Source organism: Nocardioides aestuarii (assembly GCF_039527245.1).
In the GTDB taxonomy this organism is placed as follows: domain Bacteria; phylum Actinomycetota; class Actinomycetes; order Propionibacteriales; family Nocardioidaceae; genus Nocardioides; species Nocardioides aestuarii.
Genome location: NZ_BAAAJT010000003.1, coordinates 16,759 through 43,194 on the forward strand (window position 1 = coordinate 16,759; position 26,436 = coordinate 43,194).

At 73.0% G+C, this 26,436-nt stretch carries 25 protein-coding genes, 1 other RNA gene and 1 pseudogene; 15 read left to right on the forward strand and 12 right to left on the reverse strand.

Going from position 1 to position 26,436, the window contains the following annotated elements; genetic code table 11:
* The 3 genes and pseudogenes from ABD091_RS17610 to ABD091_RS17620 all read left to right on the forward strand — a co-directional run.
* Positions 1 to 388: pseudogene (locus ABD091_RS17610) on the forward strand (hypothetical protein); the annotation flags it as partial.
* A gap of 90 nt (positions 389 to 478) precedes the next feature.
* On the forward strand, positions 479 to 895 hold the full coding sequence (locus ABD091_RS17615; RefSeq protein ID WP_343921037.1) for a hypothetical protein: 417 nt from the start codon (positions 479 to 481) through the stop codon (positions 893 to 895).
* Entirely contained in the window at positions 892 to 1,764 is an 873-nt protein-coding gene (locus ABD091_RS17620) for a serine/threonine-protein kinase (protein ID WP_343921039.1), read from the forward strand. Before ABD091_RS17615 ends, ABD091_RS17620 begins: the two co-directional genes overlap by 4 nt.
* Here ABD091_RS17620 and ABD091_RS17625 read toward each other — a convergent pair.
* The 3 genes from ABD091_RS17625 to ABD091_RS17635 all read right to left on the reverse strand — a co-directional run bounded on the left by ABD091_RS17625 (position 1,754) and on the right by ABD091_RS17635 (position 4,264).
* The gene (locus tag ABD091_RS17625; protein WP_343921041.1) at positions 1,754 to 2,428 is read right to left on the reverse strand and encodes a response regulator transcription factor; all 675 of its coding nucleotides are present in this window, start codon (positions 2,426 to 2,428) and stop codon (positions 1,754 to 1,756) included. The two genes, ABD091_RS17620 and ABD091_RS17625, sit on opposite strands and share 11 nt — an antisense overlap.
* Positions 2,413 to 3,708 carry a sensor histidine kinase gene (locus ABD091_RS17630; protein ID WP_343921043.1) on the reverse strand — a complete coding sequence of 432 codons (1,296 nt, stop codon included), beginning with the start codon at positions 3,706 to 3,708 and terminating at the stop codon, positions 2,413 to 2,415. Before ABD091_RS17630 ends, ABD091_RS17625 begins: the two co-directional genes overlap by 16 nt.
* Positions 3,709 to 3,838: 130 nt before the next feature.
* A complete protein-coding gene (locus ABD091_RS17635) occupies positions 3,839 to 4,264 on the reverse strand; it encodes a hypothetical protein (protein ID WP_343921045.1) in 426 nt (141 codons plus the stop codon).
* Positions 4,265 to 4,388: 124 nt separating this feature from the next.
* On the opposite strand from ABD091_RS17635, the gene ABD091_RS17640 reads away from it, so the two are divergent.
* Positions 4,389 to 5,936: an AMP-binding protein gene (locus ABD091_RS17640; protein WP_343921047.1), complete on the forward strand. Its 1,548-nt coding sequence runs from the start codon at positions 4,389 to 4,391 to the stop codon at positions 5,934 to 5,936.
* On the opposite strand, the gene ABD091_RS17645 is transcribed toward ABD091_RS17640, so the two are convergent.
* On the reverse strand, positions 5,929 to 6,303 hold the full coding sequence (locus ABD091_RS17645) for a GNAT family N-acetyltransferase (RefSeq protein ID WP_343921049.1): 375 nt from the start codon (positions 6,301 to 6,303) through the stop codon (positions 5,929 to 5,931). The two genes, ABD091_RS17640 and ABD091_RS17645, sit on opposite strands and share 8 nt — an antisense overlap.
* Here ABD091_RS17645 and ABD091_RS17650 point away from each other — a divergent pair.
* Genes ABD091_RS17650 through ABD091_RS17660 form a run of 3 tightly spaced genes read left to right on the forward strand, consistent with a single transcriptional unit; the run spans position 6,268 to position 8,499 of the window.
* The gene (locus ABD091_RS17650) at positions 6,268 to 7,068 is read left to right on the forward strand and encodes a Nif3-like dinuclear metal center hexameric protein (protein ID WP_343921051.1); all 801 of its coding nucleotides are present in this window, start codon (positions 6,268 to 6,270) and stop codon (positions 7,066 to 7,068) included. The two genes, ABD091_RS17645 and ABD091_RS17650, sit on opposite strands and share 36 nt — an antisense overlap.
* Positions 7,069 to 7,126: 58 nt before the next feature.
* Positions 7,127 to 7,822 carry a zinc ribbon domain-containing protein gene (locus ABD091_RS17655; RefSeq protein WP_425571498.1) on the forward strand — a complete coding sequence of 232 codons (696 nt, stop codon included), beginning with the start codon at positions 7,127 to 7,129 and terminating at the stop codon, positions 7,820 to 7,822.
* A gap of 5 nt (positions 7,823 to 7,827) precedes the next feature.
* Positions 7,828 to 8,499 (forward strand): histidine phosphatase family protein, encoded by a 672-nt coding sequence (locus ABD091_RS17660; RefSeq protein ID WP_343921055.1) that lies wholly within the window; start codon positions 7,828 to 7,830, stop codon positions 8,497 to 8,499.
* 21 nt (positions 8,500 to 8,520) lie between these two features.
* On the opposite strand, the gene yaaA is transcribed toward ABD091_RS17660, so the two are convergent.
* Entirely contained in the window at positions 8,521 to 9,294 is a 774-nt protein-coding gene (yaaA, locus tag ABD091_RS17665; RefSeq protein ID WP_343921057.1) for a peroxide stress protein YaaA, read from the reverse strand.
* Between the two features lie 23 nt (positions 9,295 to 9,317).
* Between yaaA and ABD091_RS17670 the strand changes: the two genes are divergently transcribed.
* The 3 genes from ABD091_RS17670 to ABD091_RS17680 all read left to right on the forward strand — a co-directional run bounded on the left by ABD091_RS17670 (position 9,318) and on the right by ABD091_RS17680 (position 13,366).
* The gene (locus tag ABD091_RS17670; RefSeq protein WP_343921059.1) at positions 9,318 to 10,781 is read left to right on the forward strand and encodes an RNB domain-containing ribonuclease; all 1,464 of its coding nucleotides are present in this window, start codon (positions 9,318 to 9,320) and stop codon (positions 10,779 to 10,781) included.
* Between the two features lie 86 nt (positions 10,782 to 10,867).
* A complete protein-coding gene (locus ABD091_RS17675; protein WP_343921061.1) occupies positions 10,868 to 12,499 on the forward strand; it encodes a LamG domain-containing protein in 1,632 nt (543 codons plus the stop codon).
* Positions 12,500 to 12,715: 216 nt separating this feature from the next.
* A complete protein-coding gene (locus ABD091_RS17680) occupies positions 12,716 to 13,366 on the forward strand; it encodes a hypothetical protein (protein WP_343921063.1) in 651 nt (216 codons plus the stop codon).
* A 207-nt stretch (positions 13,367 to 13,573) separates the two neighbouring features.
* Here ABD091_RS17680 and rnpB read toward each other — a convergent pair.
* The 4 genes from rnpB to ABD091_RS17700 all read right to left on the reverse strand — a co-directional run bounded on the left by rnpB (position 13,574) and on the right by ABD091_RS17700 (position 17,372).
* Positions 13,574 to 13,987, reverse strand: an RNA gene (gene rnpB, locus ABD091_RS17685) — RNase P RNA component class A.
* A gap of 21 nt (positions 13,988 to 14,008) precedes the next feature.
* A complete protein-coding gene (locus ABD091_RS17690) occupies positions 14,009 to 14,848 on the reverse strand; it encodes a transglutaminase family protein (protein WP_343921065.1) in 840 nt (279 codons plus the stop codon).
* Positions 14,848 to 15,780 carry an alpha-E domain-containing protein gene (locus ABD091_RS17695; protein ID WP_343921067.1) on the reverse strand — a complete coding sequence of 311 codons (933 nt, stop codon included), beginning with the start codon at positions 15,778 to 15,780 and terminating at the stop codon, positions 14,848 to 14,850. The genes ABD091_RS17690 and ABD091_RS17695 overlap by 1 nt, the downstream gene beginning before the upstream one ends.
* Entirely contained in the window at positions 15,774 to 17,372 is a 1,599-nt protein-coding gene (locus tag ABD091_RS17700) for a circularly permuted type 2 ATP-grasp protein (protein ID WP_343921069.1), read from the reverse strand. The genes ABD091_RS17695 and ABD091_RS17700 overlap by 7 nt, the downstream gene beginning before the upstream one ends.
* Positions 17,373 to 17,467: 95 nt before the next feature.
* Between ABD091_RS17700 and ABD091_RS17705 the strand changes: the two genes are divergently transcribed.
* Positions 17,468 to 18,967, forward strand: a complete 1,500-nt coding sequence (locus ABD091_RS17705) for a S8 family peptidase (protein WP_343921071.1) — start codon at positions 17,468 to 17,470, stop codon at positions 18,965 to 18,967.
* Between the two features lie 22 nt (positions 18,968 to 18,989).
* Positions 18,990 to 20,480 carry a S8 family peptidase gene (locus ABD091_RS17710; protein WP_343921073.1) on the forward strand — a complete coding sequence of 497 codons (1,491 nt, stop codon included), beginning with the start codon at positions 18,990 to 18,992 and terminating at the stop codon, positions 20,478 to 20,480.
* A gap of 3 nt (positions 20,481 to 20,483) precedes the next feature.
* Here the strand turns inward: ABD091_RS17710 and map are convergent, their stop codons facing one another.
* Positions 20,484 to 21,341: a type I methionyl aminopeptidase gene (map, locus tag ABD091_RS17715; RefSeq protein ID WP_343921075.1), complete on the reverse strand. Its 858-nt coding sequence runs from the start codon at positions 21,339 to 21,341 to the stop codon at positions 20,484 to 20,486.
* A gap of 23 nt (positions 21,342 to 21,364) precedes the next feature.
* On the opposite strand from map, the gene ABD091_RS17720 reads away from it, so the two are divergent.
* Positions 21,365 to 21,562 (forward strand): hypothetical protein, encoded by a 198-nt coding sequence (locus ABD091_RS17720; protein ID WP_343921077.1) that lies wholly within the window; start codon positions 21,365 to 21,367, stop codon positions 21,560 to 21,562.
* A gap of 4 nt (positions 21,563 to 21,566) precedes the next feature.
* Positions 21,567 to 21,812 (forward strand): hypothetical protein, encoded by a 246-nt coding sequence (locus ABD091_RS17725; protein ID WP_343921079.1) that lies wholly within the window; start codon positions 21,567 to 21,569, stop codon positions 21,810 to 21,812.
* Here the strand turns inward: ABD091_RS17725 and ABD091_RS17730 are convergent.
* Positions 21,805 to 22,341 carry a VOC family protein gene (locus ABD091_RS17730; protein WP_343921081.1) on the reverse strand — a complete coding sequence of 179 codons (537 nt, stop codon included), beginning with the start codon at positions 22,339 to 22,341 and terminating at the stop codon, positions 21,805 to 21,807. The two genes, ABD091_RS17725 and ABD091_RS17730, sit on opposite strands and share 8 nt — an antisense overlap.
* A 136-nt stretch (positions 22,342 to 22,477) precedes the next feature.
* Here ABD091_RS17730 and ABD091_RS17735 point away from each other — a divergent pair, with 136 nt between their 5' ends.
* Positions 22,478 to 25,186, forward strand: coding sequence for an AAA family ATPase (locus tag ABD091_RS17735; RefSeq protein WP_343921084.1), 2,709 nt, complete (start codon positions 22,478 to 22,480; stop codon positions 25,184 to 25,186).
* Here ABD091_RS17735 and ABD091_RS17740 read toward each other — a convergent pair.
* Positions 25,173 to 26,420, reverse strand: a complete 1,248-nt coding sequence (locus ABD091_RS17740) for a PQQ-dependent sugar dehydrogenase (protein ID WP_343921086.1) — start codon at positions 26,418 to 26,420, stop codon at positions 25,173 to 25,175. The genes ABD091_RS17735 and ABD091_RS17740 overlap by 14 nt on opposite strands.
* Positions 26,421 to 26,436 lie beyond the last annotated feature (16 nt).

The following is a 26,436-nucleotide window of genomic DNA, read 5'->3' on the forward strand; positions in this document are numbered from 1 at the left end:
TTACGAGCACCCCGCGCTGCTCAAGGACCAGGTCTGGCTGCTGACCGGCGGCGACGTCTTCCCCTTCGCCCCGAGGACCGCCCGACGCGACGGCGTCGACTTCGACCACACCACCCCGTTCGACCCCGCAGGTCCGGCCGGGCAGACCGGCCCCCACAACTCCGGCCCACTGCGCCGCCGCCACCACCGCTGGAAGACCCACGGCGGCTTCCGCTGCCGCCCCGCCGGCCCCGGCCGACATCTCTGGCAGACACCCCACGGCGACACCTACCTCGTCGACCACCACGGCACCACCCGACTCACCGAGCCCGAGTCGCGGATCCACCTCACCGCACCACCCGGCCTCGACGCCTACACACCCCGCTTCGAGCTGCGCTGGGGTGGATGAGACGGGTCTCATCCGGACCTCACCGACGGCTCACGGCCGACCGGCACCGTTCCTCTCGTCAACGGGACACCACCCACGAGAGGAACGACCATGAAGCGCTCCATCCACCTCCCCGCCGCCGTCTTCGCCGGTGCGATCACGACCGGCCTGCTCGCGCTGCCGATCTCCTCGGCCTTCGCCACGGACGACGTGGACGCCAAGCGCGACGACGACGGGACCGAGCTCGTCGTGGTCGCCGACGACGGCGACGACGACGGTGTCGACGGCCTCGCGGGCACCAGCACCAACACCGGGACCCAGACGGGCGGCGACAACACGCGGTCACGCGACACCAGCGGCCAGGACAGCAACGACAACACCGGGTCGGGCAAGACCGGCGTCAGCCGGGACCGCGACCACAGCCGCGGTGACAAGACCAAGGACTGGACCCGCGACGGCGGAGACCGCACGCGTGACTGGTCGGCCAACAAGACCAACGACCGCTCGCGCAACGACACCCGCGGATGAGCACCAGCGACAGCTGGGGACTCACCGAGGGCGACCTCATCACCCCCGAGCTGACGGTCCTCCGTCGGCTCGGGGGCGGGTCGGCCTACGAGGTGTTCCTGGCCTTCGACGAGACCACCTACGGCCCGGTCGTGGTCAAGGCCGTGCGCCCCGACCAGGTCGAGGACGAGCACACCCTGCGCGGCCTGCGCCGCGAGGTCAGCTGGCTGGCGCGGGTCAACCACCCGGTGGTGGCCCGCGGGCTGCGCCACGACCTCGGCTGCGACCGTCCCCACGCCGTCCTCCAGCACATCGAGGGCCCCCGGCTCTCGACACTGATCCGCCGGCACGGCCGGCTCCAGGAGCAGCAGTACCTCCCGCTCGCCATCGAGGTGTCCTCGGCGCTGCACTACTTCCGCAGCCTCGACCTCGTCCACCTCGACGTGAAGCCGAGCAACGTCATCATGGCCGCGCCCGCGCGCCTGATCGACCTCTCCATCGCCCGCTCGACCGAGGAGGCCGCCCGGACGGCGCGGCTCGGGACCGACTACTACATGGCGCCCGAGCAGGCGGACCCGGACACCTTCGGCGACGCGTCGTACGCCGCCGACGTCTGGGGCCTCGGGACGACGCTGTTCCACGCGGTGGCCGGCTATCGCGCGTTCGACAGGGGCTCCCGTGAGGGGCGGCTGGAGGAGCGCTACCCGCAGCTCGTCGACGCGCCGTACGACCTCCCCGACGACGTGCCGCCGACCGTCCGCGAGCTGGTCGGGGCGATGCTCGACCGCACCGCCGCGCACCGGCCGCTGCCGCACGAGGTCGTCGACGCCCTCGAGCCGGTCCTGGCCGGGCTCCCCGCGCCGCGGCTGAGCTTCAAGATCAGGGGTTGAACCGGTAGCCCATGCCGCGGACGGTGGCGATGGTCTCGGCGCCCAGCTTCTTGCGGAGGTAGCCGACGTAGACGTCGACCACGTTGGAGCCCGGGTCGAAGTCGAGGCCCCACACGTGGTCGAGCAGCTGCTCGCGCGAGAGCACCTGGCCGGGGTTGAGCATGAAGATCTCCGCGAGCGTGAACTCGCGGGCCGACAGGTCGAGCTCCCTGCCGCCGACGTGGGCCCGGCGCGTGCGCAGGTCGAGCCTGACCCCACCCGCCTCGAGCGCGTCACGACCGGTGGACCGGCCCTCGCCGCCCGGCGACTGCCGCAGCCGCAGCCGGACGCGCGCCAGGAGCTCGGCGAAGCGGAACGGCTTGGGCATATAGTCGTCGGCCCCACCCTCGAGCGCGCTGACCGTGTCGGTGACGGAGTCGCGCGCGGTGAGCACGATCACCGGCATCCGCGACCCCTGTGAGCGGAGCTGGTCGAGCACCTCGAAGCCGTCCATCCGAGGCAGGCCGATGTCGAGGACCATGAGGTCGTAGTCGCCGGACAGCGCGTGGTCGAGGCCGTCGCGGCCGTCGGCGACGACGGTCGTGCCGTGCCCCTCTGCCCCGAGACCCTTGGCGAGGAAGGAGGCGATGCGCTGCTCGTCCTCGACGATCAGGATCCGGGCCACGGGAGCTCCTGGGGGAGGTGGAGGGTGACGGTGGCCCCGGGGCGGGGTGCACCGGGATCGGTGTCGTCGACGGTGACGTGACCGCCGTGCGCCTCGGCGATGGCGCGCACGATGGAGAGCCCCAGGCCGAAGCCCTCGTCGTCGGCGGTCACGGCGCCACGCCCGAAGCGCTCGAGCACGTGGCCCTTGAGGTCGTCGGGGATGCCGGGGCCGCTGTCGGCGACCCAGAGCCGTACGACGCCGTCCGTGACGTCGGAGCCGAGCCGGATCCGCTCGCCCTCGGCGGTGTGCTTCAGCGCGTTGTCGGCCAGCTGGAGCACCGCCTGGGTGATGCGCTGCTCGTCGAGGGTGGCGATCGCGTCGCCGGCGCCGTCGAGCTCCCACGCGCGACCGGGCAGTGCCCGCACCTTCGCGAGCAGGGTGTGGGTCAGTCGCTCGACCGAGACCGGGGCGGGGGAGAGGAAGTCGGGCCGGTCGTGCTTGGCCAGCAGGATCAGGTCGCCCACCAGGCGCGACATCCGGTCGACCTCGTCGAGCAGGAGTGCGCGGGTCTCGGCGACCTCGGCCGGGTCGGTCGGGTCCATCAGCTCGAGGTGGCCCTGGAGGATGGTCAGCGGGGTCTTCAGCTCGTGGCCGGCGTCGTCGAGGAACTGGCGCTGCCCGACGAAGGCCTCCTCGAGCCGGCCGAGCATGCCGTTGATGGTGTGGGTGAGAGCGGTGATGTCGTCGTTGCCCTGCTCGGGGATGCGCAGCGACAGGTCGGACTCGTTGATGCCCTCCGCGGTGTCGCGCAGCGTCCGGAGCGGCGCAAGCAGCCTCCCGGACTGCCAGAAGGCGACCGCGGTGATGACCGCGAGCGCCGCCAGGCCGACCAGCGCGTAGGTCCGGAACGTGTTGCGCAGCTCGGCCCGGTCGCGCTCGAGATAGCTCACGACCACCAGCGCGCCTGACTCCTGGCCGGCCCGCACCCGCTGCACGGTGACCATGGCGTCGCCGTATCCCGGGGCGGTCACCTGCCGGGTGCCGCCGTCGGCGAGCATCGAGTCGACAAGCTGCTCGAAGGCCCCGTGGCGCGTGACGTAGGAGTCCTCACCGGGCAGGGCTGTGCGCGGCCGACCGCCGTACCAGGCCACGAGGACCTCGTTCTCGTCGGGCACGTTGCGGACCAGGAACGTGTCGAGCAGCGCGGGGACGTCGGCGAAGGGGTCCCCGGTCGCGGGGTCGATGCCCTCCGCGTCGAGCTTGGCGAACTCGTCGAGCTCCTGCTCGACCCTGGTCACCGCCTCCTCCTGGAGCCGGTTGCGCTCGATGGCGTAGACGAGGGCGCCGGCGCTGCCGAGCGCGACGGCGACCAGCAGCGCGACGGCGGTGACGATACGGGTCCGGACCGACCAGCCGGACCGGCGGCGTTCAGTCGTCGTCGCCCCCGTGGTCGTCGCCGCCGTGGTCGTCGCCGCCGTGGTCGTCGCCCCGGTCGTCGCCCCCGTGGTCGTCGGTGCGGTCGTCGCCGCCCCCGGGCCCGGAGTTGTCGTCGTCGTCGTCGAAGTCGTCGGGCTCGACCTGGGCGGTGTCGATGTCGTCGTCGGACTCGTCGTCCGCGTCGTCGCCCCCGTGGTCGTCGGACTTCTCGTGCCTCGCCTTGCCGGGGTCATCACGGTCGTCCTTCTTCTGCTTCTTGTCGTCGTCGCGGGCATCCTGCCGACCGGAGTGGTCGACGACGATCGTCTCCCGCGGTGCGGGGTCGTCGACGCCGGAGGCAGCCACCAGCCCGGTGGCGGCGCTCACCAGCACGAGGGCGCCGACGGCGCCGAGCAGGATCTTCAGCACGAGACTCATGGTCCCACCATCGTGGCCTTCCATGGGGCAGTCGTGAGCCGCGCATGAGAGGACTCTCATCGGGCAACCTCCGGCCAACGTGACCGTGGCTAGGGTGTGACGCGAGCCACGAGGAGGAGCATCCATGATCGTCCCGTTCAGCATCTCGGACTTCCTCGACCGTGCCCGCACGGTCTACGGGGACCGGACGGGGGTGATCGACGAGCCCGACCAGCCGGCTCCGTCCCTCGGCGACCTGACCTACGCCGAGCTGGCCGAGCTGGCGGCCCGGCAGGCGGCCCACCTCGACGAGATGGGCGTCGCACCGGGCGAGCGGGTCGCCGTGGTGTCCCACAACAGTGCCCGTCTGCTCGCGTCGTTCTTCGGTGTCGCCGGGTCCGGGCGGGTCCTGGTACCCGTGAACTTCCGGCTCCGGCCCGACGAGGTCCGCTACATCGTCGGCCACTCCGGGGCGAAGGTGCTCTACGTCGACCCCGAGCTCGACGAGGCGCTGTCCACCGTCGAGGCCGAGAAGCGCTACGTCCTGGGGCAGGACGACACGATGTTCGCCGCCCCGGGCGCGACGCCCCGTCCGTGGCAGCCCGACGAGAACGCGACGGCGTGCATCAACTACACCTCCGGCACGACCGCCCGGCCGAAGGGCGTCCAGATCACCCACCGCAACATCTGGGTCAACGCGGTGACCTTCGGGCTCCACGCCGGCGTCAGCGACCGCGACGTCTACCTCCACACCCTCCCGATGTTCCACGCCAACGGCTGGGGGATGCCGTTCACGATGACCGGGCTGGGCGTCCCGCAGGTCGTCCTGCGCAAGGTCGACGGTGCCGAGATCCTGCGCCGGGTCGAGCAGCACGGCGTCACCGTCATGTGCGCGGCCCCGGCCGTGGCCGCCGCCGTCCTCGACGCCGCCCAGACCTGGGAGGGCGAGATCCCCGGGCGTGACCGGGTCCGGATCATCATGGCCGGCGCCCCGCCGCCGACGAAGACCGTCGTGCGGGTCGAGGAGGAGCTCGGCTGGGAGTTCGTCCAGATCTACGGCCTCACCGAGACCTCGCCGCTGCTGACCTTCAACCGCACACGGTCGGAGTGGGACGGGCTGTCGGCCGAGGACCGCGCGGCGAAGCTGGTGCGCGCCGGGGCGCCCGCGCTCGGCGTACGACTCACGACCGACGAGGTGGAGGAGGGTGGAACGGGCGAGCTGCTCGCCCGGTCCAACGTCGTCCTGGAGGGCTACTGGGACCAGCCCGAGGAGTCGGCCGTGGCGCTGCGCGACGGCTGGTTCCACACCGGCGACGGCGCCGTGATCGGCGACGACGGCTACGTCACCATCCAGGACCGCAAGAAGGACGTCATCATCACCGGCGGCGAGAACGTCTCCTCGATCGAGGTCGAGGACGTCATCTTCAGCCACCCCGCGGTCGCCGAGGTCGCCGTCATCGGCGTGCCGAGCGAGAAGTGGGGCGAGACGATCAAGGCCCTGGTGGTGCTCGCGCCCGGCGGGGAGGTCTCCGAGGAGGAGCTGATCGCCTGGTGCAAGGACAAGGCGGCGGGCTACAAGGCGCCGACGTCGGTCGAGTTCCGCGACGAGCTGGCGCGCACCGCGACCGGCAAGCTGCAGAAGTTCAAGCTGCGGGCGCCCTACTGGGAGGGCTACGAGCGGCAGGTCAACTGAGCAGCTCCATCACGCGCTCGTCGTCGTCCCAAGCATCGGTGTCGACGAACCCGAGACCGGCGACGAGTGCGCGGCTCGCGGTGTTGTCGGGGTGGTAGGACATCCGCACGACGCCGGGCTGCTCCTGCAGCTGCTCGAGCAGCAGCTCCACCGCCCGGCGGCCCACCCCGCGCCCCTGGTGGGCCGCGTCGACGACGAGCCCGCCGATCCACCGGGAGCCGTCCTCGTCGTCGACCCCCCACATGACGTGGGCGACCGCCGTCCCGTCCTCGAGGGCGCCGAGGTTGCGCCACACCGCAGGCCAGGCGGTGGCGGCCGGTAGCCTCGCGCCATGCCGACCCTCCAGGACGTCGTCGACCTGATCCACGCCTGGTATCCCCCCAGCACCGCCGACTCCTGGGACGCCGTCGGTCTCGCGGCGGGCGACCCGGACGACGAGGTACGACGCGTGCTGCTCGCCGTCGACCCGACCCCCGAGGTCGCCCGCGAGGCGGTGGCCTGGGACGCCGACCTGCTGCTCACCCACCACCCGCTCTTCCTGACCGGCGTCCACGGGGTCGCGGCCACCACGCCCAAGGGCCGGACCGTCCACACCCTGCTCGGCGGTGGTTGCGCCCTCCTCACCGCCCACACCAACGCGGACCAGGCGCTCGGTGGCGTCTCGGAGGCGATGGCCCACGCCCTCGGCCTCACCGCTCTCGAACCCCTCCTGCCGAGCGATCCGGGCAGCCCGACCGGCACCGGGAGGATCGGCACCGTCGAGGAGACGACCCTCGGCGCCTTCGCCGACGAGGTCGCCGCGGCGCTGCCGGCCACCGCCCACGGCGTGCGGGTCGCGGGCGATCCCGCCCGCGTCGTACGCCGCGTCGCGCTGTGCGGAGGAGCGGGCGACTTCCTGCTCGACCACGTGGCGGGCACCGACGCCGACGTCTACGTCACCAGCGATCTGCGCCACCACCGGGCGTCGGAGTTCCTCGCGCTGGAGGGGCCGGCCCTGGTCGACGTGGCCCACTGGGCGGCGGAGTGGACGTGGCTGCCCGTGGTGCGGGCGAAGCTGGCGGACGCGCTGGGGGATACGGTGGAGCTCCGCGTCAGCACGACGAACACCGACCCCTGGACGTCCCGGATCTGAGGAGCCCCCGCTGAAAGCCGACCCGCACGCCCAACTCCGTCTGCTCGACCTCCAGGAGCTGGACTCGAAGGCCGACCAGCTGCGCCACCAGCGCGCCCACCTCGCCGAGCTGGCGGTCATCGAGTCGCTGACCGCCCAGCGCCGCGACGTCGACGACCGGGCGCGCGACGCCCGCATCGTCGTCGACGACCTCGCGGTGGAGCAGCGGAAGATCGACGCCGACGTCGAGCAGGCCAAGTCGCGGCGCACGCGCGACCAGCAGCGGGTCGACAGCGGCGAGATCGGCAACCCCAAGGACCTCCAGCGGATGCTCGGCGAGCTCGAGTCGCTGCAGCGCCGCGTCACCACGCTCGAGGACGAGGAGCTCGAGGTGATGCAGAAGGTCGAGGACGCCCAGCGCGAGCTCGACGGCCTGACCTCCGAGCTCGCCCAGCTCGACGAGCAGCTCGCGGCGGCCACGACCGCGCGGGACGAGAAGACCGCCGACCTGGACCGCCAGCTCGCCGACCTCACCGCCGAGCGGGTGCCCATGGCCGCTGAGCTGCCCGAGGACCTGCTCGCCCTCTACGACCGGCTGCGCGAGCAGAAGGGCGGAACCGGCGCCGCGGCGCTGCGCGCGCGCCAGTGCGGCGGCTGCATGCTCTCCCTCGACCCGGCGGAGCTGAGCGTCATCCGGGGCGCGTCGCCCGACGAGGTCGTGCGCTGCGAGGAGTGCCAGCGGATCCTGGTCCGCACGTCCGAGAGCGGGCTGTAACGATCGTGGCCGGCCCGGTCAGCACGACGCTGGTGCTGGTCCGCCACGGCGTCACCGACCACACCACCGGCCGCCGGTTCTCCGGGGGCCTCGCCGGCAGCGACCCTGCGCTCTCCGAGGAAGGGCGGGCCCAGGTCGCCGACGTCGCCCGCTGGCTGGCGACGGTGTCGAGCGTCGACGCGGTGCTCAGCTCGCCGGTCCGGCGGACCCGGGAGTCGGCCGACGTGATCGCGTCGGCCCTCGGGCTGCCGGTCGTCGAGGAGGCCGGCTTCGCGGAGATGGAGTTCGGCGCGTGGGACGGCCTCACCTATGCCGAGGTGGGGGAGCGGCACGGCGAGGAGCTCGAGCAGTGGGTCGGGTCGCTCGACCACGCGCCGGGCGGGACGGGTGAGTCGTTCCGCCAGGTCGAGGAGCGCGTGGTCGCGGCGCTCGGCCGCGTGCTGGAGGAGCACGCCGGCCGCACCGTCGTGGTCGTCAGCCACGTGACACCGATCAAGACGATGGTGGCCCACGTCCTGCAGGCGCCCCTGCCGTCGCTGTTCCGGATGCAGCTCAGCCCGGCCTCGGTCAGCGTGCTGTCGTTCTTCGAGACCGAGGACCGCGGTCCGCACGCCACGATGCGGCTCTTCAACGGGACGCCGGGCGACCTCGCCCTCGGCGACCCGGGGCACTGGTGAGCCTGTCTGAGCAGGCCCTGATCAGACCTCGCTGACGACCACGTCGAGCTGGGTCCCCCGCGGGGTCGCGGCGTTCTCCTCCACGTGCCAGCCGAGGTCGCGGAGCACGGCGGCCAGCCCGGCCGGGTCCCGCGGGTCGCGGCCGTCCTCGAGGAGGGCGCGCACCAGCCGACCCTTGGTGGCCTTGTTGAAGTGGCTCACGACCTTGCGCGTCCCGCCGTGCTCGTGGAGCACCCGTACGGTCGCCACGCGGGACGCCATCTCGGCCGGCGGCCGCCAGAAGGCGGCGTACGTCCCGGACCGCAGGTCGACGAGCAGGCCGCGGCCGAGCGACGCGGTCACGGCGTCGCCGAGGGTGTCGCGCCAGACGCCGGCCACCGGGCCCAGCCCGGGCAGCGTGGTGTCGCCGGAGAGGCGGTAGGCGGGGATCCGGTCGCCGGGACGCACCAGCCCGAACACCGAGGAGACCACGGCGACCCGCGAAGAGGCGCGGCGTCGCGCGGCGGGCGACAGCGTCGTGAGGCCCAGCGCGTCGTAGAGGACGCCGGTGTAGATCGCTTCGGCCCGCGCCGTCGGTGAGGACTCGAGGGTGCGGTTGCGCTCGAGCAGGTCGAGCTGGGTGTGCCCGACCCCCAGGACGTCCGCCGCGTCCGCGCGGCTGCTGGTGGCGGCGAGGGCGTCGATCACCCTGCGGCGCGCCTCGCCGAGGGCGGGGCTGCCGAGGGCGCCGAGATCGAGGGGCTTCCCGCGACGCGGCGCGGTCTTCCCCTCGCTCGGAGGGAGCAGGATGAGCACCGGGCAAGGCTAGGGTGCCTCGTATGGCGAGCAGTCGAGTGGTCCGGGTCCGCGCGGTCGACGGTCGGGGTCGCGCTGCCGACGTACGCCGTCGCCTCGACGAGGGCATCGCCGCGATCCAGGCCGAGCTGGGGGTGAGTCCTGACTTCCCGGCGGAGGTGGAGGAGGCGGCCGCCCGCGCTGCGGCGTCCCCGCGGCTGCCCGACCTCGACCGCACCGACCTCGAGCTCGTGACGATCGACCCCGACGGCGCGCGCGACCTCGACCAGGCGCTCCACCTCGAGCGCGACGGCTCCGGCGGCTACACGGTCCACTACGCGATCGCCGACGTCGCCGCCTTCGTCGAGCCGGGTGACCCGGTCGACCTGGAGGCCCACCGCCGCGGCGAGACGCTCTACGGCGCCGACTCGAAGGTGCCGCTCCACCCCCGTTCGATCTCCGAGGACGCGGGCTCCCTCGTGCCCGACCAGGTGCGTCCGGCGCTGTTGTGGACGATCCAGGTCGACGCGACGGGCGAGGGCACCGACATCACGGTCGAGCGGGCCCTGGTCCGCTCGCGCGAGCAGCTCGACTATGTCGAGGCGCAGCGGCGGATCGACGACGGGTCGGCGAGCGAGTCGCTCCAGGTCCTCGCGGAGGTCGGTCGGCTCCGGCTGGAGCGGGAAGCGGCCCGCGGCGGCATCTCCCTGCCCCTGCCCGAGCAGGAGGTCGAGATGACCGACGACGCCGTCACGCTCCACTTCCGGTCGCTGCTGCCGGTCGAGGAGTGGAACGCCCAGATCTCGCTGCTCACGGGCTTCGGCGCGGCCTCGCTCATGGTCTACGCGCGGATCGGCCTGCTCCGCACCCTGCCGCCACCGAGCCCTCACGACATCACCCGGCTCCACCGCACGGCCCGCGGCCTCGGCATCGACTGGCCGGCCGAGATGGTCTACCCCGACTTCATCCGCACGCTCGACGCGTCCCGGCCCGCGCACGCCGCGATGGTCGTGGCGTGCACGCGGCTGCTGCGCGGGAGCGGCTACCTCGCGCTCGACGAGGAGACGCCTGCCGACCCGCAGCACGCTGCGCTCGCCTCGGAGTACGCCCACGTGACCGCCCCGCTGCGACGCCTGGGCGACCGCTACGCCGGTGAGGTCTGCCTGGCGCTGTGCAGCGGCGACCCCGTGCCGGCATGGGTCCACGCCGCGCTCGCGGGCCTGCCGGAGACCCTGCGTGCGTCGGCCCAGCGCTCGAGCCGCTACGAGAGCGCGGTGGTCAACCTCGTCGAGGCCACGTTGCTCCACGACCGGGTGGGGGAGCGGTTCCACGGCACCGTGGTCGAGGTCGACGACGACGACCGCCACCGTGGCACGGTCGTCGTCGCGGAGCCGGCGGTCGAGGCGCGCCTGGTCGACGACGGCGACCTCCCGCTCGGCGACGACGTCGAGGTGGTCCTCGCCGAGGCCGACCCCGAGCAGCGTCGCGTGGAGTTCCGGCTGGCCTAGACCGGGTCCCGAACCCGGGACAGGTGGTCCGAACGGGCCTACCGTGGTGGCACCCACCACCCCCCGTTTCCTGAGGTAGCCCCCCGATGTCCTCATGGTCTCGCGGCCGTACGGCCGCGCTGTCGTCCCTGGTCCTCTGCGTCCCGCTGCTGGCGGCACCTGCCCTGGTCGGTCCGGCCGGGGCCGCTCCCACGGCGGTGAGCTCGGCGTCGCTGCAGATCTCGCCCCGGGAGTACGTCGGGGGCCAGCGCATCACCTTCGCCGGTGACCTCGGCGTCGCCGGGAAGCGGCGGATCAAGCTGCAGGTGAACCTGAGCCGGCCCGGCGACACATGGAAGGACGTCAAGGGCTTCAAGCGGCGCACGACGCGAGCCGACGGGACGTTCCGGTTCCGCTACCTGGCGCCGTCGATGTTCGGGATCCGGATGCGGGTCGCCTCGGGGGGGCTCCACACCCCGGCCCAGGAGTTCCACGCGCTCTCGCAGGACCTGGTCGTGGGACTCCGGACCGGCGTGACCGGGCTGGATCCGGGCCAGGTCGTCGTCGACCGGCCCTTCGACCTCACGGTGGACACCACGCCCGAGGCCGTGCGCGACCTCGCCCGTCGTACCGACCTCCCGCCGCCGGTGTTCCCGGGGCGGGCGCTGACGCTCCAGCGGCGGCAGGGCGGGTCCTGGGTCGACGTCGCCACCGACGCGGTGACCACCGACGCCCAGGGCCGGGGGACGTTCGAGGGCCTGGTGCTCGGCACCGCCGGTCAGACCGTGGTCTACCGAGCGGTCCAGGAGGCGTGGACGCAGGACAACAGCAGGGTCGGGTGGTATCCGTCGTTCCCGGTCTACCTCGACGTGGTCGCCAGCGCCCGGACGGCGCGCGCCGTCGCGACCGGCTCACTGGCCACGCTGACGGCGACGGAGTCCGACCCGGTGACACGAGAGTCCGGCACGCCGCTCCAGGTGGCCCGCGACGTCGCCTCGAAGACCGCCGCCGAGCGCTACGGGTGGCGGCCGTCCCTGTGGGACTTCGGCTGGACCTACGGCGAGTCGCTCACCGACCGTCCCAGCCGCGGCGCCGACCGCACCGGGTGGTGGGAGGAGTGGTCCGACGGCACCGGTCGCTCGGCCAAGCACAACGGCGGGCTCATGCTCGACAGCCAGCGGCAGAACAAGGACGGCTACGGCGCCAGCGTCGGCACCACGATGGTCACGATGCGCGGCAACCCCCGGGCGCGTGGCCGCTGGGAGGTGCGGCTGCGGATGAAGTCGACCGAGACCACCCACCAGGACCTGCGCGCCCTCATCGAGCTGGTGCCCGCCGACGCGACGGCCGGCTGCCGCGCGACCGGCATCACGGTCGCCGAGGCGTCCCCGCACCAGAAGGGCATCACCATCGGCGCGCGCAACCAGGCGGGTGACGAGTGGAAGCGCACCGAGGGCGGCATCTCCGTCAACGGCACGTCGCACGCGGTCGCGGTCGAGGTGACCGACCGCCACATCTCATGGTTCCTCGAGGGTCGCCTGATCGGAACCGTCACCAGCAAGGCAGCCATCCCCGACGTCCCGCTGACGCTCCGGCTCAGCCTGCAGGGCAAGGGCCAGCAGCAGGTGAACCGGACCCAGGCGATCTTCGACTGGATGCGCGGCTACGGCCTCGACCGGGGCGAGCAGGTCGACGGCGGCCCCTCGCTCGCCAAGGGCAGCCACGACCTCTACTGCTGATCGCTCGACCCCGGGCACCGGGTGGCCCGAACGGGTCATCAGGGTGGGTGGACCTGACCGGGCCGAACGGTCACTGCTGGGGCGCCGACGGGTCACTTCGTGGCTGTTCGGTGACCACGGTCACCGTGGGCGCCCCACGCTCGTGACACCCACTGCCTCCCGGGCGACCCCCACCGTCGCCCGTCTCGGGGGACGCACCTGACCGAAGGTGTTGCCATGAACAAGCCCACTGCTGCCCTGCGCAGCCGCACCACCGCCGTCCTGAGCGGCGCCCTCCTGCTCGTCGCCGTCGGCGGCGTCGGCGGTGCCGTCGCCGCCGGCCAGATCGGCTCGCGCGACATCGAGGACCACAGCATCCGCCAGGTCGACCTCGCCCGCGACTCCGTCACCGCCCGGCAGGTCGCCAAGGGCGCCGTGCGCTCGAGCGAGCTCAAGGACGGGGGAGTCCGGCCCGGCGGCCTCTCCGCGGCCGTTCACGAGCTGATCGCGACCGCGGTGACCGGACCCGCCGGTCCCGAAGGCCCCGAGGGGCCCGCCGGCCCGGCCGGGGGCCCCGTGGGTCCCGCGGGCCCCGAGGGACCGGCAGGTCCGGCGGGTCCTGCGGGCGCTGCCGGCGTCTCGGGCCACCAGGTCGTGACCAAGCAGCAGTCCTTCACCGGCAACGGCACCCAGACCCTGACCGTGGCGTGCCCGGCGGACAAGATCGCGCTCGCCGGGGGACTGCGCAGCGACACCCCGCTGCTGGTGACGACGTCGGCCCCGGCGGCCGGCGCGACCAGCTGGACCGTCGGTTTCGCGCGCAACAAGACCAAGGGTGGTGGTTCCTACCAGGTGACCGTCGTGGCCACCTGCGCGACCGTCTCCTGAGCCGACGCGTCTCGCGTGGCAGACACGCCCTCGCGAGACTCGACCCTAGGGGTGATGTCGAGGCCGCCCGTCCGGTGTTGAGTGCGGTTGTCGGCATCCGGTACGGGGGTTCGGAGGTCGGCCGTCACATCCGGGGGGAGTGTGACGCAGGGCGGCCCGTCGAGATTCCCGAGACTCGACGGGCCGTTCGTCCACGTGGCCGGATGGGGGACGGGCTGGCCTGTAGGCCGGGTTCTGTCCCGGCTGACGCCGGGGGCGACCATCCATCTACGACGACCGTTGCCGATCGCCTCCAGCGGTCTACCCGCGTGCTCGGGCGGGCCGCCCTCGATCGCACGCGCGCCCGGTGCTCGCGCACCGGACTTCTTGACCTTGCTCCGGGTGGGGTTTGCCTAGCCGGTCCGGTCGCCCGGACCGCTGGTGGTCTCTTGCACCACCGTTTCACCCTTGCCGCCCCGGACGTCTCGCGACGAGGGGGAGGCGGTCTGTTCTCTGTGGCACTGTCCCGCGGGTTGCCCCGGGTGGCTGTTGGCCACCACCCTGCCCTGCGGAGCCCGGACCTTCCTCGGCGTCCGTCGCACCTCGCGGTGCGGCGTACGACGCGGTCGCCCGGCCAGCCCGTCCGCCGAGCATTCTGGCAGGTCAGGCCAGCAGGGTCACGTCGACCCGGACGAACATCGACGAGGTGCCGGCCCCGGAGAAGATGCCGGAGAGCGGCTTGACGTCGAGGTAGTCGCGGCCGGTGGCCACGACGACCCAGCGCTCGCCGGGCTCGAGGTCGTTGGTGGGGTCGAAGCCGTGCCAGCCGTCGTCCCACCACTCGACCCAGGCGTGGGACTCACCCGGCGTCGTCTCACCGACGAGTGGGTCTGCCTGGGGATGGAGGTAGCCGGACACGTAGCGCGTCGGGATGCCGAGGGACCGCAGCCCGCCGATGACGAGGTGCGCCATGTCCTGGCACACCCCGCCGCGCTGCTGCCAGGCGTCGGCCGCGGTGGAGGTGACCTCGGTGGCGCCCGACTGGTACTCGACCTCGGCGTTGACCAGCTCGCAGACGGCGCGGGCGGCCTCGCCGGGCCGTCCCGCGTCACGGCGGATGGCCGCGAGCCGCTCGTGCAGGTCGGCCGGGGGCGCCACCAGGTCGTTCATCGCGAGGTACTCGGTCCACCGGTCGGCGACCTCGGGGGTGCGCAGGTCGTCCCACGCGAGCGTCGGGGACGGGGCGCGGCGCCGCTGGGTGTGGACGGTCGAGGTGGCGGTGACCGTCATCTGCTCGTGGGGGTCGAGGACCTCGAAGGCCGTCACCTCGTTGCCGAAGTAGTCGCGGTACTCGAAGGTCCACGGTGGGGGAGTCACCTCCAGCCGGGTGTGGACCACGATCTGCTCCGGCGTGGTCTGCGGCGTCATGCGCGCCTGGTTGTAGGACGCGGTCGCCTTGCCGTCGTACTCGAACCCGGTGGTGTGGACGATCCTCAGCTGCATCAGATCCGGACCCCCGTCCAGTCACGTGCCTCGGCGCCGGCGAAGTACCGGCGGGTGATGGCCTCCGTCGCCAGCGCGCAGGTGCGCTGGAGGCGCTCCATCTCGGCGGGCAGGTCGGCGACCACGTCGGAGAGCGAGCGGTACTCCAGCTCCGCCCGGGTGCGGCCCAGCAGCCGCTGCGCCTCGTTCTGGAAGCCGGCACGCTGGCCGGTCGACTCCAGGTTGGCCAGGCACTGCTCGGCCCGGTTGAGCGAGAACACCACCGACCGGGGGAACAGCCGGTCGAGGAGCAGGAACTCGGCTGCGCCGCGCTCGGACTCCAGCCCCCGGTAGGTCCGCAGGAACGCCTCGTAGCCGCCGCACGCCCGCAGCGTGCTGGTCCACGGAGCGCCCTGGCCGGCGGCGAGCGCAGCGGTGGCGACCAGCCGGGAGGTCATGTCGGCCCGCTCGATGGTCCGGCCGAGGACGAGGAACTGCCAGCCCTCGTCGCGGGTCATCGTCGCGTCGGCGGTGCCGTTGACGAGCGCGGCCCGGTCGCAGACCCAGTGGTAGGCCGTGGCCCCACGACGCTGCCGGAACTGGCCGGAGCTGACCCCGCGCCAGGTCGTGTTGAGCGCCTCCCACATCGCGGCCGACAGCGTCTCGCGGGCTCGCCGTGCGCTCTCGCGGGCCGCGCCGAGGACGGCCGCGACCGACGCCGGCGAGGTGGCGTCGTAGGCCAGCAGCTCGAGCATCAGGGCGGTGTCCACCACCTGGTCCTCGGGCGCCCCCACCCCCATGATCGAGAGCAGGTTGCGGCAGGTCGACTCCTCGTCGCCGGAGGCGTCCTCGAGGAGCAGTGTCGTCTGCACCTCGAGGATGCGGGCGGTGTCCTCGGCCCGTTCGACGTAACGGCCGATCCAGAACATCGACTCGGCGATCCGGCTCAGCACCCGGCACCTCCCTCGGTCGGCACGTCCGGTTCCTGCCGTTGCTGCTGTTGCTGCTCGGCCTGGCTGGTGAGGTCGGTCATCGCCGGGCCGGTGCTCTGCGGCGGTGCGAGGTGGGCCGACTCGACGTGGTCACGACGTACGGCGGCGCCCGCCGTCCCGGTGCCGGCCAGCACCCAGGTGTCCTTGGAACCGCCCCCGCGCGAGGAGTTCACGATCAGCTCGCCCTGCGCGAGCGCGACGCGGGTCAGGCCGCCGGGCAGCACCCAGACGCGTTGGCCGTCGTTGACCGCGAACGGTCGCAGGTCGACGTGGCGCGGGCCGAGCTCGCCGTCGACGAAGGTAGGCACCGTCGAGAGCTGGACGACCGGCTGGGCGATCCACGACCGCGGGTCCTCGAGCAGCTTGCGGCGCAGCTCGTCGAGCTCGGAGCGCGAGGCCGCGGGGCCGATGACGATGCCCTTGCCGCCCGAACCGTCGACCGGCTTGACGACGAGCTCGTCGAGCCGGTCCATGACCTCGTCGCGGGCCTCGCTGTCCCCGAGCCGCCAGGTGTCGACGTTCTTGAGGACCGGCTCCTCGTCGAGGTAGTAGCGGATCAGGTCGGGCAGGTAGGTGTAGACGAGCTTGTCGTCGGCGACGCCGTTGCCGACCGCGTTGGCGATCGTCACCTGGCCGGCGCGCGCGGCGTCGATCATCCCCGGGCAGCCGAGGAGCGAGTCGCCACGGAAGTGGACGGGGTCGAGGAACTCGTCGTCGACCCGCCGGTAGATCACGTGGACCGGCTCGAGCCCGCCGGTCGTGCGCATCATGACTCGGCCGCGGCGGCACTCGAGGTCGCGGCCCTCGACGAGCTCCACGCCCATCGTGCGCGCCAGCAGCGCGTGCTCGAAGTAGGCGCCGTTGAAGACCCCCGGCGTGAGCACGACGACCGTCGGGTCGGCGACGCCCGCCGGGGCGGCGGCGCGGAGCGCGGCGAGCAGCCGCTGGGGGTAGGACGCGACGGGACGGATCCGGTGCTCGGCGAAGGTCTCCGGCAGGGCGGAGGCGATCGCGCGCCGGTTGGTCATCACGTAGGAGACACCGGACGGCACCCGCACGTTGTCCTCGAGCACCCGGAACTCGCCGTCGTCGTCGCGGATCAGGTCGATGCCGGAGACGTGGACGCGGACGCCGTTGGCGGGACGTACGCCGGCAGCCGCACGGTGGTAGTGGGACGAGGTCGCGACCACCCGGCGGGGGACCACGCCGTCCTCGAAGACCTGCCCGGCGTCGTAGACGTCGGCGAGGAAGGCCTCCAGCGTCCGGACCCGCTGCTGCACGCCGGCCTCGATCGTCGACCAGGTGTCCATCTCGATGACCCGGGGCAGGATGTCGAGCGGGAACGCCCGCTCCTCACCGCCGATGTCGAACGTGACCCCCTGGTCGAGATAGCTGGTCTGCAGCGCCTCGAGCCGCCCGGTCAGCTCGGGCACCGAGAGCTCGTGGAGCGAGTCGCGCAGTCGTTCGTAGGGCGCGCGCAGGGATGATCCGTCGAACATCTCGTCGAAGGCCGGCCCGTCGGAGCCGGTGTAGTCCTCGAACATCGGCGTCATGCAGCGACCCTAGTGGTTGACGCGCAGGCGGATCTCCTGATGGGGTCGGCCTCGCTCGATCAGCTCGGAATGATCATCTCGGAGGAGCGCCACCCATGCGACCTGTCCCCACGTTCATCGCTGCCGTGACCGCGGCAGCCCTCACCGCGGCCACGTTGGGCGCCTCGACCGGTGCGTCCGCCGCACCCGCCGAGGACCCGTCCACGCCGGTCCCGATCGCGACGCCGGAGGGGCAGCTGAGCTCCTACGTCCTCAACGCCGTCCGCCAGAAGCCCAACCAGACGCGCTCCGTGGAGCGGGCCGTGCGCAAGGCCGGCGGCACCGTCGTCCAGTCGTGGCCGGAGATCGGCGTCGTCGTCGCCCACGCGACCAGCGAGGACTTCCGGAGCGAGGTCCTCGACCTCGGCCCGATCGCCTCGGTCGGTCCCACCCGCACCACTGCCGTCAAGGAGGGCACGCCCGGCACGACCTCGTCCCGGCTCTCCGCACGCCGTACGACGCAGGGGACCGCGAAGGGCGAGTTCGCCAACACCGCCGAGGCCGACGTCGTCACCGACCCGCGCGAGGCCGAGCAGTGGGACATGAAGGTCATCAAGGCCGACCGCGCCCACGAGGTCACCGACGGGTCCCGCGACGTCCTCGTGGGGGTGCTCGACTCGGGCATCGACCCCGACCACCCGGACCTCGTCGCCAACATCGACACCGAGAGCTCGGTCAACTGCTCCGACGCCGGACAGGTCGACACCTCCGCCACCGGCTGGTGGCCGACCACCAGCGACCACGGCACCCACGTCGCCGGCACGATCGCCGCTGCCCGCAACGGCGTCGGGATCGTCGGCGTCGCGCCGAACGCCCGGATGGCGTCGGTGAAGGTCGTCAACGACGACGGCTACATCTACCCGGAGTACGCGATCTGCGGGTTCATGTGGGCCGGTCAGCACGACATGGACGTGACCAACAACAGCTACTACATCGACCCCTTCATGTACTGGTGCGGTGACCAGCCCGAGCAGGCACCCGCGATGGAGGCCGTGAACCGCGCGGTGCAGTGGTCGACGAAGCAGGGCACCGTCCACGCCGCGGCCGCGGGCAACGCCGCGACCGACCTCGCCAACAACACGACCGACACCTCCAGCCCCAACGACAGCGCTGCCGTGAACCGCACCATCAACAGCAGCTGCCTCGACATCCCGGCGGAGCTGCCGGGCGTCGTGACCGTGTCGTCGTTCGCCCGCAAGGACACGACCTCGCTCGACACCTACCTGTCCTACTTCTCCAACCGGGGGCTCGACGTGATCGACGTGGGCGCGCCCGGCAGCTCCATCCTGTCCACGATCGTCAACGGCAACGGATACGGGCTGAAGAGCGGCACCTCGATGGCGTCCCCGCACGCCGCCGGAGTGCTCGCGCTGCTGGCCGGCACCCACCCCGACTGGACGCCCGCCCAGCTGGCGGCAGGGCTCGAGGCCCAGGCCGACGACAAGGCGTGCGAAGCGCCGCAGCGCGGCACCGGAGCCGCCTGCGTCGGTACGGTCGAGGACAACAGCTATGCCGGAGAGGGCATGATCGACGCCCTCGACGCCGTCACTCCCTGACGCCGCACCCGAGGAGCCCACCATGGTCCGCACGCCCGTCTCGTTCGTGGTCGGCGTGTGCCTGGTGGCGACGCTCCAGGCCGTCCCCGCGGGAGCCGCTCCCGCGGGGACGGCGGCGCAGGACCAGCGACGCTCGACCAAGGTGGCGATGCCTGCCCCCGACGGCCGGCTGAGCTCCTACGTCGTCAACGCCGCCGGCCCGTGGCGGTCGAACACCACGAAGGTCGCGCGGGCGGTTCGCCGCAACGGCGGCACGGTCGTGGAGACCTGGCCGGAGATCGGCGTCGTCGTCGCCCACTCGCGCGAGAGCGGGTTCCGTCGGGCGATGCGTCGCCGCGACGTCGTGGCGTCCGTGGGCATGACGCGGACGACGAGGGTCAGCGAGGGGACGCCCGGCACGGCGCGGTCGCGCGCGGCCGCCGGCGGCGTACCGGAGAAGGCGGAGTTCCGGCCCGCGACGCGGGCCCAGGTCGAGCCAGATCCGCGCGAGGCGAAGCAGTGGGACATGCGGGTGATCCGGGCCGACGAGGCCCACGAGGTCACTGACGGCTCCCCGGACGTCCTGGTCGGCGTCCTCGACTCGGGGATCGAGCACGACCACCCGGACCTCGCGGAGAACATCGACGCCGCGTCGTCGGTGAACTGCACCGATGCGGGTGCGGTCGACACGTCGGCACGCGGCTGGCGCCCGACGACCAGCGACCACGGCACCCACGTGGCCGGAACGATCGCGGCGGCCCGCAACGGCACCGGCATCGTCGGGGTCGCGCCGAACGCGCGGCTGGCGTCGGTGAAGGTCGTCAACGACGACGGCTACATCTACCCGGAGTACGCGGTTTGCGGGTTCATGTGGTCCGGGCGCCAGGGGATGGACGTCACCAACAACAGCTATTACGTCGACCCGTTCATGTACTGGTGCGACGACCGGCCCGACCAGGCGGCCGCCATGGCGGCCGTCAGCAGGGCGGTGCGCTGGTCGACGAAGCAGGGCGTCACCCACGTCGCCGCGGCGGGCAACGCCTCGACCGACCTCGACCGCAACTCCTTCGACTCCTCGAGCCCCAACGACAGCCGCTCGGTCAACCGGCGGATCAACGCCGGCTGCCGGGACCTGCCGACCGAGCTGCCGGGTGTCGTCACGGTCTCGTCCTTCGCCCGCATCAAGAAGACGCTGCGGACCAAGGCCTCGTTCTTCACCAACGTCGGCCTGCGGGCCATCGACGTCGCCGCCCCGGGGTCGAACATCCTGTCGACCGTCCTCGACGGCCGCTACGCCCGCTTCAGCGGCACCTCGATGGCCTCGCCCCACGTGGCCGGCGTCGTCGCGCTGCTGCTCTCCGAGCACCCGGACCTGACGCCGGCGCAGGTGCGCGAGGCGATCCGGGCGATGGCGAAGGACAAGCCGTGCCGGAAGGCCCAGTTCGACGCCCTGCCGCGGTGCCGCGGCAACGATGCCCGCAACAGCTATGCCGGCGAGGGCATGGTCGACGCCCTGCGTGCCGTGAGGCCCTGAGCCTCAGGGGAGGGTGAGCACCTCGGCACCGGTCGGGGTCACCAGCAGCGTGTGCTCGAACTGGGCGCTGCGGCGCCGGTCGCGGGTCACGACCGTCCACTGGTCGTCCCACATCTCCCACTCGTGGGTGCCGAGGTTGAGCATCGGCTCGATCGTGAACGTCATGCCGACCTCGATCAGGTCGTCGAAGCGGGCGTCGTCGTAGTGGGGGATGACCAGGCCGCTGTGGAAGGCCGTGCCGATCCCGTGGCCGGTGAACTCGCGCACCACGCCGTAGCCGAAGCGCTTGGCGTAGCTCTCGATCACGCGGCCGATGACGTTGACCCGGCGGCCGGGACGCACGGCGTTGATGCCGCGCCGGAGGGCCTCCCGCGTCCGGTCGACGAGGTCGCGGGTCTCCTGGTCGACGTCGCCGGCGAGGAAGGTCGCGTTGGTGTCGCCGTGGACGCCGTCGAGGTAGGCGGTGATGTCGATGTTGACGATGTCGCCGTCCTCGACCACCCGGCTGTCGGGGATGCCGTGACAGACGACCTCGTTGACGCTGGAGCACAGGCTCTTGGGGAAGCCGCGGTAGCCGAGCGTGGACGGATAGGCGCCGTGGTCGCAGAGGAACTCGTGACCGATCCGGTCGAGCTCGTCGGTGGTGATGCCCGGCGCGACGTGGGAGCCGACGAGGTCGCGGGCCTGCGCGGCCAGCCGGCCGGCGACGCGCATCCGTTCGATCGTGTCGGCGTCCTTGACCTCGCTCCCGGTGAAGCGCTCAGGGGCGTCGCGGTCGACGTACTCCGGGCGCACGACGTGGGCGGGCACCGGGCGGCGCGGCGACACGGTGCCGGGGGCAACGGGGGCTGCGACAGGCATGGCGCGAGTGTAGTTTCCGGAGCATGAGTGACTCCGGTGAGTACTGGTTCTGCCTCAAGCACCACACCGTCGAGGGCGAGGACGGCTGCCGCAACGCCGACCGCCTCGGGCCCTACGCCACGCAGGCCGAGGCCGCGCGGGCGTTGGAGAAGGTCGAGGAGCGCAACGACGAGTGGGACAACGACCCCGCCTGGAACGACGACGAGGACCTCGAGGACTGAGCCGGTGGAGAAGGCGTCACCGTGGCCCTTCACCGGGATGATCGGCCTGGCCTGCACGGCCTTCCTGATCGGTGCGAGCGCGCTCCTCTCGCCGTGGTGGCTGGTGCTGCTGCTCGCCCTGGTGTGGGTCGCCGCCCTCGTTCTCGCCGTGCGCTGGTGGACGCCCCACCCACGGCGGCTGCCCGCCGTCGCGGGAGCGGTGGCGCTCGTGTGGGTGGTCGCCGTCGTCGGGCAGGCCGCCCTCAGCTGACGGCGAACTCGGCGCCGACGTGGTGGGCGACGAAGGCTGCGATGTCGTCGGTGCTCGCATGCCCGGATCGGAACTCTGCCCGGGCCGTCGCCATCAGCTCGTTGCCCGAGGTCAGCTCGAGGGCGATCGCGTCGGGGTCGCGGAAGTTCAGGTGCGAGCCGAAGAGCTCGTCGCGCACGGGTGTGTAGGTCACGCCGTGGTCGGCGAGGCGGTGCTCCCACCGCACCAGGTCGTCGCGGGAGGAGACCGCGATGCCCAGGTGGTCGACGCCGGTGTCGAGCTCGGAGAACGGCCCGCCCCTGCGCTTCTCGTGGCGGACCAGCGCGAGCATCAGGGCGGTGTCGGGGTGCATGCAGATGCGCCCGTCGGGCACGACCATCACCACGACGAACCCCAGCACCGTCGTGTAGAACTGCTCGCTCCGGTCGAGGTCGGTCACGGAGAGAGCTACGTGGTCGACCGCGCCCAGCAGTGGGCGGCTCACCGCCGTACCGCCCGGACCGGGCAGCGCCAGGCCGCGAGCCGCCACGACGGAGAGCGCAGTGCCCGGCCGAGCATCCCTACGATGTCTGGTGATGTCCTCATGGGCGGTTCCTCCTGGTGTCGGGCGTCCCGACCAGAGTGGCCGTGGGACGCCGGGCGCCGCGTCGGGCAAATCCCCCAAGTTGCCGCCGGTCGTCGGCCGGGAGCGTGAGCTGGCGGCGCTCCGCGGTGTGGTCGACGAGGCCCGGAGCGGGTCCGCGTCCGCACTCCTCGTCACCGGGGAGGCCGGCATCGGGAAGACCGCGCTGCTCGGGTCGCTGCGCCACATAGCCGACGACGCCGCGGTCCTGGCGTGCCACGGGGTGCCGGGCGAGGCAGCCCTCGCTCACGCCGGTCTCCTGGAGCTGCTGGCCCCGGTGGGTCACCTGCTCGGGGAGGTGCCGGAGACCCAGGCCGCGGCGCTCGGTGCTGCGCTCGGATGGCGCTCCGCGCGGGACGGGGTCGACCGGTTCCTCGTGGGCGCGGGCGTGCTCTCCCTGCTCTCGGCGGCCGCGTCGGAGCGTCCGCTCGTCGTCGTGGTCGACGACCTGCACTGGCTCGACCGGGAGTCCGCCGACGCCGTCCTCTTCGCCGCCCGTCGGTCGTCCGGCGAGCGGGTGGCGTTCGTGATGGCCGCTCGTGACGGCACGCTGGCCCCCGAGTGGCGGACGGGGATCCGGGTTCTGCGCGTGGGCGGGCTCGGTGAGGGCGCTGCGGCGGCCCTGCTCTCGGACGACGTGTCGCCGGTCGTGGCGGAGCGCCTCCGCGCGCTGACCGGCGGCAACCCGCTGGGCCTGCTCGAGGTGGCGGGTCGGCTGACCGCGGCCCAGCGGACCGGCGCCGCCTCGCTGCCGGACCCGCTGCCCGCCGGCGACCTGCTCCACACCGTCTACGACCCTGTCGTGACCGGACTCGCCCCGGAGGTGGACGACGCGCTGCTGCTGGTCGCGCTCGACCCGGTCGTCGGGGTGCGGATCGCGCCGCGCGCCGGGTTGGACGAGGCGGCCGCACGACGCCTGCTGGTGTCCGGCGAGCAGGGCGACCGGTTCCGCCACCCGTTGGTGCGCTCGGCCGTGCTGCGCCGTGCGCCGGCGTCACGGGTGCGCGCCGCCCACCAGCGGCTGGCCGACCAGCTCCCTGCGGACAGCGTGGCCCGCGTCCTCCACCTGGCCGCTGCCGCCACCGGGCCCGACGACGACCTGGCGGAGGCGCTGGTGGCTGCCGCCGAGGGGGCGCGCACGCGCGCGGGATACGCCGCGGCGTCGGCGCACCTGCGGCGGGCGGCGCTCCTGACGACCGACGACGACCTGGGGGCCGAGCGGCTCGCCGAGGCGGCCGGCGACAGCTTCGTCGCCGGCGACCTCGACGGCACCCGCGACCTCGTCGAGGAGGTGGTGCGTCGGCCCTGCCCGCCGGCCGTACGTGGCAGGGCGCTGCTCGTCCTCGGCCTGCTGGAGCAGTACGCCGGCTCGGTGGTGCGCGCGGCCGACGTCCTCGCCGAGGCCTGTGCCCTGCTCGAGGGCAGCGCACTGACCGACGCGCTGACCGAGCGCGCGGTGGTGGCCTTCCGGCTCGGTGACGTCGCGACGATCGCCGAGTGCGCGCTCCGGCTGGAGGGCGACCTCGATGCCGACGACCCCGGCAGCCGTCTTCGTGCGAGGGCCGTGACCGGGCTGGTGCGCTTCCTCGCGGGCGACTACGACGCCGCCGGGGTGGTGCTCGACGACGTGACCGCGCTTGCGCTCGACGAGGTGCTCCGGGACGACCCGCGGGCGCTGCTGCTGATGGCCATCGCCGCAGCCCTGAGCGGGAGCGTGGAGGAGGCACTGCGGCGCGGTGCGAGCCGGATCGACGACCTCCGGCGCCGCGGAGCGATCGGCGTCCTGGTTCCGCTGCTGGCCCTCAGCGCAGGTGCCCGTTCGATGGTCGGCGATCACGAGCGGGCCTTCGCCGACGCCGGCGAGGCCGTAGAGCTCGCCGACTGCCTCGGGTTCGTCGCCGACACGGCGATCGCCCTCGAGCAGCTGGCCTGGCAGCACGCTGCACGCGGCTCCCACGACGAGGCCACCGCAGCACTCCTGCGGGCTCGGGAGATGCTCGAGCGCGCGGGGACGGTGGACCAGGCCGCCCACCACGCACTGAACAGCGCCTACTGCGCACTCTGCCGCGACGACCTGCCGGAGGTCGCCGCCCTGCTCGAGGACCGGCTCGAGGTCGACGGTGGACTCGGGATGATGGGCGAGCCGCTCGGCGTCGCGCCGCTGCTCGTCGAGGCGTGGGTCGGCCTCGGACGCCGGCAGGAGGCCGTGTCGCTGACGCAGCGGTTCGCCGCGGCGTACGAGACGGGCGCGCCCGCGGAGGTCGCGGCCCTGCTGATGCGCTGCCGGGGACTGGTTGCCGACGACGTCGACGAGGCTGCGGCGTGCTTGCGCACCGTGGTCGAGGGGGAGCACCGGCACGCGGACCCGTTCGAACGAGCGCGCGCGCGTCTGCTGCTCGGCTCGAGGTTGCGGCGAGAGGGTCGGCGCAGGGCGGCTCGGGATCAGCTCGAGCCCGCACGTGCCGCCTTCGAGCGGATGGGACTGCTCCGATGGCGTGACGTCGCCGCGGCGGAGCTCCGGGCGACCGGCGCCTCGGCCCGGGCCCGGACCGCCGGCACCGGCGAGGCCCTGACCTCGCAGGAGACGCGCGTCGCGCTGCTGGTGGCCGAGGGGCGTACGAACAAGGACGTCGCGGCCGTCCTCTTCCTCAGCCCGAAGACCGTCGAGCGCCACCTCGGCAACATCTTCCGCAAGCGCGGCTTCCGGTCGCGCGTCGAGCTGGCGCGCGCCTACGCCGTCAGCGGGCAGTGACGCGCAGGATGCGGCCGCCGCCGTCGTTGTCGGTGGTCAGCAGGAGGTCGCGGTCCGGCAGCTGGGTGACCGACCGCAGCCGGTCCAGCCCGCGCAGCGCCTTCGGGGCGCGGGTCCACTTCAGCCGGCCGCGGGAGTCGAACTTCATGAAGACCACCCGCTCGGCCTTGAGCGCCGCGACCGCCAGCGTGCCGGCGTAGCGGCCCCACTTCTTGCCGTAGACCCACGCCGCCCCGGACGTCGCGATCGTCGGGTCGCCCGAGCGCCACCGGGCGGGGAGCTGCCGGCCCGGCAGGGACTGGTCGGTCATGGGCACCGACTCGTCGTAGCCGGGCCCTCCGTCGGTGGTCGGGTTCCAGCCGTAGTCGCCGCCACGGCGGAGCAGGTTGACCTCGTCGTCGCGGTAGGAGCCGTGCTCGACGGACCAGACGCTGCCGTCCCTGCGCTGGGCGAGCCCCTGGACGTTGCGGTGGCCGTAGGTGAACACCAAGCGCTTCTTGCGGTTCTTCGCCTGGGCGAACGGGTTGTTCGGCCACGGCTTGCCGGTGTCCGGGTCGAGCCGCAGCGTCTTGCCGCCGAGTGACTTCAGGTTGCGCGGGTTGGTGCCGATCGCGGCGTCGCCCGTGCCGACGTGCATCGCGCCGTTGCGGGCGATCAGGAGGCGGCAGCCGCCGTGGCGACCGCTGGAGGTCGGGAAGCCCTTGACCACGGTGCGCAGCCGGGTCGCGCTGGCCTCGTCCTCGGCCAGCTCCCAGGCGATGACTCGCACGTCGTGGCCGCCGCCGGCCTTCTCCCAGCCCGAGCAGGTGTAGAACGTCCGGTTGTCGGCGAAGTCGGGGTCGACCTCCAGGGACATCAGCCCGGTCTCGCCGGACACCCAGATCGAGCTCGAGTCGAACTCCACGGTGGACCGTTCACCCGCGGTGACGGTCGACAGCCGCCGGTTGTCGCGCTCGGTCACGAGCAGCGTGCCGCCCGGGAGCCGCTTCACGTCCCAGGGGTTGTCGAGGCCGTCGACCACCGTGCGCACGCGCAGCCGGGGCGCGGAGGCGGGCGTCCGCTCGCGCTCGGGGGTGGCGCTGCCGCCGTCCGAGGGCTCCGACTCGGGGGCGCTGCTGCTGCTGCTGCTCGCCGGGTCCGGGTCCGGGGCCGGTGCCGGCCGGTCCTCGGCGGCACAGGCCGGCGCAGTGGTGACGACGAGGGCGAGCCCGAGAGCGGGCACCAGGGTGCGCATGCGCGTCACGGTAGCC